A 10,143-nucleotide genomic window follows, 5' to 3' on the forward strand; every position below is an offset into this window, starting at 1 on the left:
GCTCCCGTTCCTCGAGGATCTGGACGATGCGAGCCGCGAGCTTGGCCTTCGCCAGGAGTTCCTCCGCGTTCTTGAGACCGAGATCCTTGAAGACGTTCCCGCTTCCAACCGAGACTGCAATCTTCTTAGCCATCAATCGTTCTCCTTTCGCGCTTGGTAGTCTGCTTCCGCTGCCCGAAGACGCGATCGGATCAGCGCGAGATCACCTTTCGACGTCTCAGCGCCGCGCCGCGACTTCTTCTGGAACGCGTGAAGCACGTACACGAATCCGCCCAGCTTCAGCGTGTAGACCGCCCGATACGTGTCGCCACGGAAATCCTCGATGATCTCGATGACACCCCCTCCACCGAAACCCCGAAGCGGCTTCGCATGAGGATGCTTGCCGCCGAGCTGCGCAAACCACAACGCGTAGCCGACACCCTTCTGCACCTCCGATGGAAAGGTCCGCAGGTCGCGCCGGCTGCTGCCGATCCAGATGATCGACGTGGGCGGTACCGATCCGGGCTTCTCCACCCGATGATGTATACCAATACTGGCATGAATGGTCGAGCCCGTGGTGTTCGGGTGGAGCGATACTTCACGACGGGCCACGACGGTCACCACCCGCACTCGCACGTTGACAGGTCAGGTCGGCCTTTTTCCGCGGGGCAGACGGTACCGACGACTCGTCAAGAAGCTCACGACTCCTCGACGGGACCGGGTCCCGTATTCGCCCCCCTTCGGGCTCTTTCGGGCCTTTTCGGGCCGTTTTGTGGAGGGCGACTCTTCGACCGTTACCGCTGCAACTATAGAAGGTTGCCGCGATTTCTCGACGTCGCCGTCATTGATCGGGTGGCCGTTCGATTCCCCCTGGGACCACTTTGTAAGCCTCGGACTGGTGGGGCGAACGCTGACGAGGGCCGTCTCGGGTCGATCGCACGAGGCTGCGCCGGGCGGCCGCGCTGCGCGCCCCTCGACTTGGCACGCAACCCGCCGCTGGCTTACTGTAAGACCCCACGATGCCGATACCACGACCGTTGCGGACGCTCCGCGTCGCCTTCTTCGTCACACTCACGCTCTCGCTGACGGCAAGCTGCGTCTACTACGAGCCCGCCCCGGTCCATCGCCCCGGCCCGAGCAAATTCGACCGCTCGTGGGACGCCGCGCAGGGCGCCGCCGCCGACCTCGGCGTCACGATCACCGGCGTCGACCGTGCCCGCGGCACGATCGTCGGCTACCGCGGCTCGTCCACCGTGACCGTCACGGTCTGGCAGCAAGCGGACGGCAGCGTGCGGGTCGGGTTCAACGTCAAAGCCCCGACCGGCCCCGACGCGGAGCTCGCCGATCATCTGTCGAACGCGTTCGATCGCCGGATGCAGTACTAGATGACGATCCACCCTGCGAGCACGAGATCCTGCGGCTCCGGGCAGCTCAGCCGACGGCGGCGACCACGAGGACGCCGGACGCCGCCGTCGGGTCAGCTCACGGCGTTATGCCGTTCGTACCGCCGCCGGCGGCAATCGTGACCGCTCCGCCAATCGGACTGTTGGTGAGGTCGATAGTGTCGTCGCCGTTGCCGGTCCTGATCTCTACTTTGCCCGCGACGTTCGATTGCGTGACCTCCACCAGGTTCTGACCCTCGCCGGCCGTGAACTTCACGTTCTTTGCGACTGCGACGGCGTCCAGGGTCAGCACGTCATCGCCGCTGCCGCTCGTGGCGCCGATGGACCCGCCAAAGCTGCTTCCGATTCTGAACGACAGCACGTTGAGGCCCTCGCCGAGCGAAGCTTTGACCGACCCGCTCACGTTCGATGCCAACACGGTGACGACGTCGTTGCCGCCGCCCCCGGTCACGTCGAGCTTGCCGCCGACGAGTTCGACAGCCACACGTCGGGGCCGGACGCCGTCAGCCGGAAGTGGACGATCCAGGTGACGGACCTCGGCCAGGCCGGCGTCCACTCGATCACCTCGACGAGCGCGGTGTTCACGCTCGATTTCGACGACGATGCGGACGTCGACGGGGCGATCATTCCGGCGAGCTTCTTCGAGGCTGCCCACGTCGCGCAGGTCGAGGTGGTCGATCGCTGGAACCGCCACAAGTTCGGGTTCGTCGAGTACTCCTTCCTCGAGCCCGGCGGCACGGAGGGCGCGCTCAAGCTCAAGTCGTTCGTGCTCGTGGGCGTCGACCAGGACGGGCTCGCCACGTTGAAGGCGACGGTCGAGAACACGTCCGACGACGCGCTCAGCGACGTCTACGTGATCGGCCGCGACACGGTCGGAGCGGTCTCCCCGAAATCGGCGCCGCAGCTCGTCGACCTCGAGGGCCACGCGACCGCCGAATTCACCGTTACGGTGCAGTTCGATCAGCGCGACGAGCTGACGATCGAGGCGAAGGCGTTCGGAACCTCCGAAAGCGGTCCGCTGAAGTCGAGGCCGAGCCTGAAACAGTTCGACCGCGACGGCAACGTGAAGGGGAAGACGGTCGTGTCGCAGGCGAGCCTTCCCGGCGACCACACGCTGCACGTCGACTCGAACGACGGCTTCGAGCCTGGCGACTACGTCGTCATCAATGTCGCGGGCGAGAACGTCGAAGCGCGCCCCGTCGAGGCGCTCGGCTCGCTGATCTTCAAAGCGCCGCTCACGAAGGCACACGCGGTCGGCGAAGAGATCTTCGTCTTCCCGAACACGGCGGCGACCGGCGATGTCAAACCACCGCACCTCGTCGTGACCTCGCCGGTCGAGGGCGCGGTCGTCTGTCAGGGCGCGCCCTACGCCGCGGCCTTCACGTGCAGCGACGGGGAGTCTTCCATCGACGGCTGCGGCGAAGGCATCGCGAATGGTCAGGCGCTCGACACGACCGCCGCCGGCGCGAAGGAGACGACGGTCCTCGCCTGGGACATCGTCGGCAACTTTACGGAGAAGACGATCGCGTGGACCGTCGTGCCCTGCGCGAGCGACATCGATCCGTTCCGCTGCTACCCGGCGAAGCCCGCGGCCGGCTCGCCGAAGTTCGCGCCGATTGCGGGGGTCCGCGTGAACGGCGCGTTCGACGACGTGCTCGTGAATCTCACCAAGCCGGCCGAGCTCTGTCTCCCCGCGGACACCAGCGCCGACGGCCTCGTCGATCCGGAAACCCATCTCGAGGCCTACGCGCTGAAGCTGCAGAAGGGCCAGCCGAAGCCGGCGCCGCGGACCGGCATCGCGGTGCTGTCGCAGGCCGGTGCGCTCGTCGTCGACACCGCCAAGGCCGGGCAGGTGCTGCTGCCGACCGCGGAAGACCCGTTCTCGTCTCCGAGCCTCAGCGTGAGCGAGGTCGATCGCTTCCTCTGTTACGCCGCGAAGCTCGCGAAGGGTCAGCCGAAGCTCTCGAAGATTCTCCAGCTCACGGTCGCCGACGGCTTCACCGCGCCGCCGAAGCGCGTCACGCTGAAGAAGATCGTCCGCCTCTGTACGCCGGTCGGCGCGAACGGCGGGCCGGCCAAGCACGACGCGCGGCTCCTCTGCTTCCAGGTCGCCCGGACGAAGGGCCGCTGCGCCGACGCCGCGCCCGTGAACGCCGCCGGCGGGTGCACGAAGGAAACGGACTGCGGTGGCACCAAGGGGACGACCGCCTTCTGCATGGCGCAGGCGAAGTTCGTGAAGAAGCCGGGCCGGCATGTCGCCAACGACCTCGACGCCGGCACGCTCGACGCGGCGAAGGAAGGCGTCCTGTGCCTGCCGGCGGTCGCAGGCCCGTAGAGCGCAGCTTTCCGACGGACCCACGGGGCCGCCTCCTCCGCCGTCGGTCGGCGTCCGCGTACTCCGGGCGCCCAGCACCGGCGCCTCGGGCGGCCGCAGCGGGCGGCAGCTCGTGCACCTGGCGCCAAGGGGCGTCGTAGCCGATAGTGACCGTCGTCGACACGATCGGGCCGCTGCGGCAAACGGCAGTAGAGAGACGAACGCCCGACTTCGAAGTGCGGGGAGTGCTGCCTATCTATCTACCTCAGCGCTTCGGCCCATGCGGGCTGACATAGCTGCCGACCTCGGTCTGGAAGGCGACATTCATCCGGTTCCAACCGTTGATCGCGATGATCGCGAGGGTCAGATCGACCAGCTGCTTCTCGTCGAAGTGGCGCCGCGCCTCGAGATACAGCTCGCCGGGCACCCCTCCCTCGGCGATCCGCGTGACCGCTTCGGTCCAGGCCAACGCCGCACGCTCGCGCTCGCTGTAGCACGGCGCCTCGCGCCAGGAGGACAGCAGGTACAGACGCTGCTCCGTCTCGCCGCGCGCTCGGGCGTCCTTGGTGTGCATGTCCAGGCACCAGGCACAGCCGTTGAGCTGGGAAGCGCGCGTCTTGATCAGCTCGAGCAGGGAGTCCTCCAACCCGCTCTGATGAACCTGCTGTTCGACGCCGAGCATCGCCTTGAACGCGCCGGGCGAGGCGACCTTGTAGTCTAGACGCTGGTGCATGGACTCCCGATACCGGAGTCCCGAGAGTCCCGCCAGTTCGTGGAGCGCGATCAGCGGAGCTCCGGAGCGGAGGCGTTACGCTGCGCCAAGGAAGTGCACGAGTGCGAGATGATCGGGGCGGACGGCGACAAGCGCCCCGAAGAGCTCCGGCCGGACGGCGTCACCAGCGAGGAATCCCTGGAGTTCCTCGCGGTGCAGCGGAAGACGGACGAGACGAAGAAGCGGCTGGTGAAGGCCCGCGCACAGCTCACCTTCGCACTCGATCAGATGACCGAAGAGGAGCGGCGCGAGCACGAGGCCTTCCACGCGGAGGTACGTGCGGAGACGCACGGCACGCTGGCGGATGACCGGCGACAAGGGGATGCGCGCGGCAGCGAACCCGGTTCCTGTCCAGTTGACCAATGTCTTGGTCAAGATATAGGTTCGACACCATGGGATCGGTCAACGTGTACGAGGCCAAGACTCACCTGTCGCGATTGCTCCGGCGCGTTCGTGGTGGCGAGGAGATTGTGATCGCCGCCGCCGGGCGGCCCGTGGCTCGAATCGTCCCGCTTGCGCCGGATACGGGACCGCGCGTGCTTGGTGGCGACGAGGGCGTCGTATGGGATGCGGAGGATTTCAACGCACCGTTACCCGACGCCATCGTCGACGCGTTCTACGGCAGTCGGCCCATGGCGACGAGCCGCTCACAAGGCCGTCGTCCCCGTGCAGGGCGCGCCGCGCCGCGTCGGGCACCCCGCGCGTGAAGGTCTTGCTCGACACTCAAGTCTGGATTTGGATGCGGAACGCGCCGGTCCGATTGAGCGCGAAGGCACGCCGCATCCTCACCGCTGAGCGCAACGAGCTGGTGCTCTCAGCCGCGACGCCGTGGGAGATCGCCATCAAAGTCGCAGTCGGCAAGCTCCGCCTCCCCTGCTCGGTCGAGGAGTTCGTCTCCACGCGCAGCGCTGCCACCCGTGTAACGCCATTGCCAATCACGCAACTCCACGCCATCGAATCGGCTGCCCTGCCTCAGCATCATCGTGATCCGTTCGACCGAGTGCTCGTCGCGCAAGCTCGCATCGAGGACCTGCCGCTCATGAGTACCGACGACGTCTTCGAGTCCTACGATGTCGAGATGCTGTGGGCGCGGTGATGGCGCAGGGCTCCGCGGAGCTCGAGCTGTCCACGCCTTGGCGACCAGGCGGGGCTCGCCGAGCGTCCGTCCGGATCCCTCGGCCAGGCGCGCGGGAATGTGCGCCGACACGTTGCAAGGGAACGCAGCACGACGACGGTCGTCGCCGTACGCCCGGCCGCCGCGCTACTCGTAGATGATCTCATCAGCGGCATCCGCCTCCGCCGCATCGCGCGCATAGTCGCGCGCCAACGCCGCCACTCTGTGCTTGCCGTGCTCGCGGTACCACTCGTGGGCGACGATCATGGCCATCACTTCGTTGGTGCCGGTCCAGATCGAGGCGAGGCGGATGTCGCGGTAGATGCGCTCCAGTGGCAGCACGTTGGTGTAGCCGATGCCGCCCACCACCTGCATGGCGTTGTGCACCACCTTCTGGCAGGACTCGGTGACGAACTTCTTCGTTTCGGAGATCAACCGGCGCACGTGGTCCATGTCCGCGACATCGTCGGCGGCGCGCGAGGTGGCGTACACCATGGCGCGGCAGGCATCGAGCAGCGTGGCGGCCTCGGCGACCTGGAAGCTGACGCCCTGGAAGCGGTTGATGACCTGGCCGAAGGCCTTGCGCCGCGAGGTGTAGTGGGTGGCGACCTCGAGCGCCGGGCGGGCGGCGCCGACGGTCATCGCCGCGGTGCCGAGGCGCTCGGGGATCATCATGGTGTTGAACACCGGGAAGGCGCCGTGCACCTGGCCGACGACGTTCTCGCGCGGAACCTCGACGTTGCGAAACACCAGGCGTCCGGTGCCGCCGCCGCGGCAGCCCATCAAGCCGTAGAGGTACTTGGTCTCCACGCCGGGGCCACGGTCGACGATGAAGCAGGTGATGCTGCTCTGCGGCGGCGCCTTCGGATCGGGGTTCGTGCGCGCGTACACCAGGAAGTAATCCGCGCCCTCGGCCCCCACGATGAAGCGCTTCTGGCCATTGAGCAGGAAGTGGTCGCCGCAATCCTTGGCCGTCGTCGTAGCGCCGAAGAAGTCCGAGCCGCCGCGCGGCTCGGTGAGGCACTCCGCGGCGAACAGGTCGCCGGCGAGCAGCGGCTTCACGTAGCGTTCGCGCTGCGCGTCGGTGCCGTGACGAATGATGGCATCGCAGACCAGGTCGGCGCCGACGCCGAAGACACAGGCCAGCTCGTAGCTCAGGCTGCCGATCTCCTCGCAGACCGCGCTGGCCGTCACCCAGTCCATGCCGCGGCCACCCCACGCCTCCGGGTGACGCACGCCGAGCAGGTTCCGCTTGGCCGCCTCGCGGAGCCACTCTTTCGGAAAGCGCACGATCTCGGCGTCCATGTCGAGGATGAGCTGACGCGGCGTGTCCTTGACGAACGCGCGGGCGTCGTCGACGACCTTCTTCTGAGCTTCGCTGAGCAAGTGTGCGATCATGGCTCCTCCTCAACGTAGACGATCGGAATGCTCGTGGCGAGCGGGAGTCCGTCGCGATCCCTGATTGCGGCCACCGCGTCGCGGCAGCCCCAATGCTGGCGCCGTTTCACAGAAGGCAGCACTCCCCGCCTTCTCGCGCGGGCTCGGCGACATGACCTCCGCAGTCGGACGTGTGCGGCGGGAAACCGTGCATCAAAGGGACCCGCATCACCGTGTACGACGTGCTGGAGTACATGGCGGGGGGAATGAGCGAAGCGGCCGTCCTCGCGGACTTCCCTGCGATGACCGTCGATACGGAGCGTGCACGCACGGGGCGGATGCGGTGACGACCGCTCGTCACCCGGGGGCGCGGGCCCCGGCATCGTGCGACCCGAGCGTGATCCGGCGCCGCTGCGCGCCCCAGAGCGCGATCGCGGCGATCGTCGGGGCCGCGCACGCGACCGCGGTCATCGCGTAGTCGAAGCCGCTCGTCGCCGAGGGGAGATTCCACAGCACGGCCTGTGTCGCGGTGGCGAGCGCGTCGCACGTGACGGCGACCGCAAGCGCCGCCCCGAGTGTGATCGACGGACGACGCATGAGCCGGAAGATTCCGGCCGCGATCAGGACGTCGAACGCGACCCATCCCCACTTGACCCAGGGCGCTCCGAACCAATGACGCGTCGGGGCGACCGCGATCAGCATCGTCCACGGAACGAGCAGGAGGGCGAGGACGCGGAGCACCGCGGTCGGCCCGCGGACGAAGGAGCGCCACGCGAAGCGTGCGAATCCGTTCCCGGTGAACGCGCGGAGCGCGTCGACGATCGATGCCACGGCGCTCTGCCGCGCCGGAAACGCCAGATAGATGGTCTGCCAGTCGGTCGGACGGAGCTTCGCCTTGTACGAGCGCAGGCCCTCGAAGTCGTAGAGCGGACGCGCCCCCCGGCGCGCGACCCGCAAGGGCAGCGGCACTTCGCCCGCGAGAGGCGCGAGCCCGAGGGTCACCCATTCGCCCTCTGAAGCGGCCGCCCAGCGCATGACGGCGTCGACCAGGAGCTCGCCCGTCCCGTTCGGGGCGCTCGGATCGCGGATCAGCGTCTCGATGAACCAGCCGCGTCGCGCCGGGACGGGCAGTACGACAGCGAAGCCGACGAGCCGGCCGTCGCGTTCGGCGACGAAGAAGCTCTGGTGGCGCGCGAGCGCGAACGGATCGAGGCGGACGAGAAAGGCCATGGCAGCCATGCCGCGCGTCGCGAGCCAACGTTTCGAGAGGCGCCGGACGGCGGCCCGGGTGGCGTCGGCGTGGAGATCGGTCGCCGAGAGCTGACGGGTTCGCACGCCCTTGGCGCGGGCGCGGCGGAGCTGCTCGCGGAGGCTCCGGTGGTCGGCGAGGATGTCGGGCCACGCGCGCGGATCCCAGGCAGGTTGCTCGCCGATCTCGAGCGCCCGGAGCCCGTCGGTCGCGTCGACGAGGCGGCGCTCCGCGGCGAAGAAGGAACAGCGCCGGCCGGCCGCCTCCGCCGCGGCGACGAACGCGCGGACGGCGGCCGCGATGCGGTCGGGGGCGGCGATCGGTGCGCCGGCGGCCACCCACGCGGACCCGGTATCGAGGTAGGCGACGCATGCGTCGTCGCCGTCGAAGAAGAACGAGCACCCGGCTTTGACGGTCTGGAAGGCCGTCGAGTTCCATCCGTGTCGTGCCAAGAGTGCGAGCGGTCGTTCGTCTGCCCGAGTCATCGCGTGCGCGTCGAGTGTGCTCGGCCCGTGCGACGCTGACAAGCGAGGAGGCACGCATGCCGGAACCCATCGCGTGGCCGCGAAAGTGGCGTCGCCCACCCGCAGCCGGGCTGTGCGGCGCTCGACCCGGCGGCTTCGCGTTGACGCGAGCGGCCGGCGGGCGGCTCGCCGATGCGCGACCGCCAATCCGACGGCGACAGCCCCACTGAGAGAGAACCTACATGCGATGCTCCATGTGATGGCGCGCCTAGCGGCACGGCGATGTCGCGGAATCACGGTTCTCGCATGGAACGACTTGTGATGAGCTGGTCGCCGAGTGTTGCCTGCCATGCGCTCCATCGTCCGTCGCGGACGGACTCTCGTAGGCGTCTCCACCGTGGCCGCGTTCCTCGCGGCCTCCGCCACCCACGCGGCAACCGGCGGCCCCGTGGAAACGGCCGTGAACTTCCTCGAGGCCTCGAAAGCCTGGCGGTGCGACGAGGTGTGGCGTCTGTACTCCGCGGGTACGCGGGAGAACTTCCTCGCGGTCGAGCACCGTTACGAGCGGGAACGTGACGGGCCGCCGCGGCCCGACCCGCCCGAGAAGGCCTACTGCGCGTTCACGCACTACACGTTCGAGCGCGGCAGCGCGCGGCTCGTGCGGCAGGACGGCGATACGGCCCTCGTCAAAGCGGACTTCCGCGCCAAGATATCCCGCTCTCGGTGGGACCTCTTTACGCCGACCACGATCGTCACCGAAGATCTCCAGTTGGTGCGTGAAGGCGGCGTATGGCGGATAGAGCGGCCGCGCTTGCCCGTCGGACGCCAGGGCTGGCGGCTGATCGAAATCGGACCGGTCGACGTGTTCCAGGAGAAGGCCAGCATCCCGGGCTTGCTCCGCTCGATGGAAGCCACGACGGTCTCACGCCTCGCGCGCAAGACGCTCGACGCGGCATTCCGCGATCCGATGCTCTGGGCGCGCGTGCTTCCTTCGGTTGCCACGGTGGAGCCCATGGAGCCCGCGGGCGAATCCGAGCGCGTGCGGCTCACGTTCGGTCCGGAGCCCCGGCACTCGTTCACCGTCGAGGTGCGGCACTCCGACACGATGGCCGATCCGACGTCGGCTGCCACGGCCGTGTATTGGATCGTCGAGGGCAACAACCGGGCACCCGTCTACTTCAGGGGCTGGTGGAGGGTGCAGCCCCACCACGACGGAACGCGCGTGACGATGACGTTCTACTTCGACCCGAAGGATTGGCCCGGCGAAGAGACCGACGAGGTCTTCTCGGCGGAGCGCATCGCGCAGGCGGTGCTCGATCTCGACAACGCCGCGCGCGAGCCGGTGCGCTAGGAGTCTGCGCCACGGATCGGTTTCGAGCGAGAACCGTGAGCCGCCGCGAGCGCAAGGAGCGCGACCCGACCGCGTATCTGTGCGATACGCCGAGGGTCGCGCGACGCCGTCGATCGCGGA

The 10,143-nt window shown here is 68.2% G+C and carries 13 protein-coding genes; 6 read left to right on the forward strand and 7 right to left on the reverse strand.

Annotation, left to right across the window (positions count from 1 at the left end; genetic code table 11):
* Together IT293_01090 and IT293_01095 are read right to left on the reverse strand one after the other, a co-directional pair.
* Positions 1–133 (reverse strand): XRE family transcriptional regulator (locus IT293_01090; protein ID MCC6763231.1); only part of this gene is annotated, 133 nt, incomplete at its 3' end.
* Positions 133–513 (reverse strand): type II toxin-antitoxin system RelE/ParE family toxin, encoded by a 381-nt coding sequence (locus IT293_01095; GenBank protein ID MCC6763232.1) that lies wholly within the window; start codon positions 511–513, stop codon positions 133–135. The genes IT293_01095 and IT293_01090, both read right to left, overlap by 1 nt.
* A gap of 485 nt (positions 514–998) precedes the next feature.
* Here IT293_01095 and IT293_01100 point away from each other — a divergent pair, with 485 nt between their 5' ends.
* On the forward strand, positions 999–1,364 hold the full coding sequence (locus IT293_01100; protein MCC6763233.1) for a hypothetical protein: 366 nt from the start codon (positions 999–1,001) through the stop codon (positions 1,362–1,364).
* A gap of 97 nt (positions 1,365–1,461) precedes the next feature.
* On the opposite strand, the gene IT293_01105 is transcribed toward IT293_01100, so the two are convergent.
* Entirely contained in the window at positions 1,462–1,938 is a 477-nt protein-coding gene (locus IT293_01105; GenBank protein ID MCC6763234.1) for a hypothetical protein, read from the reverse strand.
* Between IT293_01105 and IT293_01110 the strand changes: the two genes are divergently transcribed.
* On the forward strand, positions 1,909–3,717 hold the full coding sequence (locus IT293_01110; GenBank protein ID MCC6763235.1) for a hypothetical protein: 1,809 nt from the start codon (positions 1,909–1,911) through the stop codon (positions 3,715–3,717). The genes IT293_01105 and IT293_01110 overlap by 30 nt on opposite strands.
* A 244-nt stretch (positions 3,718–3,961) precedes the next feature.
* Here IT293_01110 and IT293_01115 read toward each other — a convergent pair whose 3' ends face one another.
* Both IT293_01115 and IT293_01120 read right to left on the reverse strand, forming a co-directional pair.
* The gene (locus IT293_01115; GenBank protein MCC6763236.1) at positions 3,962–4,429 is read right to left on the reverse strand and encodes a carboxymuconolactone decarboxylase family protein; all 468 of its coding nucleotides are present in this window, start codon (positions 4,427–4,429) and stop codon (positions 3,962–3,964) included.
* A gap of 75 nt (positions 4,430–4,504) precedes the next feature.
* Positions 4,505–4,843, reverse strand: coding sequence for a hypothetical protein (locus IT293_01120; protein MCC6763237.1), 339 nt, complete (start codon positions 4,841–4,843; stop codon positions 4,505–4,507).
* A gap of 17 nt (positions 4,844–4,860) precedes the next feature.
* On the opposite strand from IT293_01120, the gene IT293_01125 reads away from it, so the two are divergent.
* Positions 4,861–5,175 carry a type II toxin-antitoxin system Phd/YefM family antitoxin gene (locus tag IT293_01125; protein ID MCC6763238.1) on the forward strand — a complete coding sequence of 105 codons (315 nt, stop codon included), beginning with the start codon at positions 4,861–4,863 and terminating at the stop codon, positions 5,173–5,175.
* Positions 5,172–5,564 carry a type II toxin-antitoxin system VapC family toxin gene (locus IT293_01130; protein ID MCC6763239.1) on the forward strand — a complete coding sequence of 131 codons (393 nt, stop codon included), beginning with the start codon at positions 5,172–5,174 and terminating at the stop codon, positions 5,562–5,564. The genes IT293_01125 and IT293_01130 overlap by 4 nt, the downstream gene beginning before the upstream one ends.
* 165 nt (positions 5,565–5,729) lie before the next feature.
* Here the strand turns inward: IT293_01130 and IT293_01135 are convergent, their stop codons facing one another.
* Positions 5,730–6,980, reverse strand: a complete 1,251-nt coding sequence (locus IT293_01135) for an acyl-CoA/acyl-ACP dehydrogenase (protein ID MCC6763240.1) — start codon at positions 6,978–6,980, stop codon at positions 5,730–5,732.
* Between the two features lie 170 nt (positions 6,981–7,150).
* On the opposite strand from IT293_01135, the gene IT293_01140 reads away from it, so the two are divergent.
* Positions 7,151–7,306, forward strand: a complete 156-nt coding sequence (locus IT293_01140; protein ID MCC6763241.1) for a DUF433 domain-containing protein — start codon at positions 7,151–7,153, stop codon at positions 7,304–7,306.
* Positions 7,307–7,316: 10 nt separating this feature from the next.
* Here IT293_01140 and IT293_01145 read toward each other — a convergent pair whose 3' ends face one another.
* Positions 7,317–8,693 carry a DUF2156 domain-containing protein gene (locus IT293_01145; protein ID MCC6763242.1) on the reverse strand — a complete coding sequence of 459 codons (1,377 nt, stop codon included), beginning with the start codon at positions 8,691–8,693 and terminating at the stop codon, positions 7,317–7,319.
* 376 nt (positions 8,694–9,069) lie between these two features.
* On the opposite strand from IT293_01145, the gene IT293_01150 reads away from it, so the two are divergent.
* Positions 9,070–10,023, forward strand: a complete 954-nt coding sequence (locus IT293_01150) for an SRPBCC family protein (GenBank protein ID MCC6763243.1) — start codon at positions 9,070–9,072, stop codon at positions 10,021–10,023.
* Positions 10,024–10,143 lie beyond the last annotated feature (120 nt).

The organism is Deltaproteobacteria bacterium, from assembly GCA_020848745.1.
Classification (GTDB): Bacteria; Desulfobacterota; Binatia; order UTPRO1; family UTPRO1; genus UTPRO1.

What these genes read in the sequence shown, in the direction of transcription:
- IT293_01100 (MCC6763233.1), top strand. Translation starts at nt 999, where the DNA reads ATGCCGATACCACGACCGTTGCGGACGCTCCGCGTCGCCTTCTTCGTC.
- IT293_01115 (MCC6763236.1), bottom strand. Translation starts at nt 4,429, where the DNA reads ATGCACCAGCGTCTAGACTACAAGGTCGCCTCGCCCGGCGCGTTCAAG.
- IT293_01125 (MCC6763238.1), top strand. Translation starts at nt 4,861, where the DNA reads ATGGGATCGGTCAACGTGTACGAGGCCAAGACTCACCTGTCGCGATTG.
- IT293_01135 (MCC6763240.1), bottom strand. Translation starts at nt 6,980, where the DNA reads ATGATCGCACACTTGCTCAGCGAAGCTCAGAAGAAGGTCGTCGACGAC.
- IT293_01145 (MCC6763242.1), bottom strand. Translation starts at nt 8,693, where the DNA reads ATGACTCGGGCAGACGAACGACCGCTCGCACTCTTGGCACGACACGGA.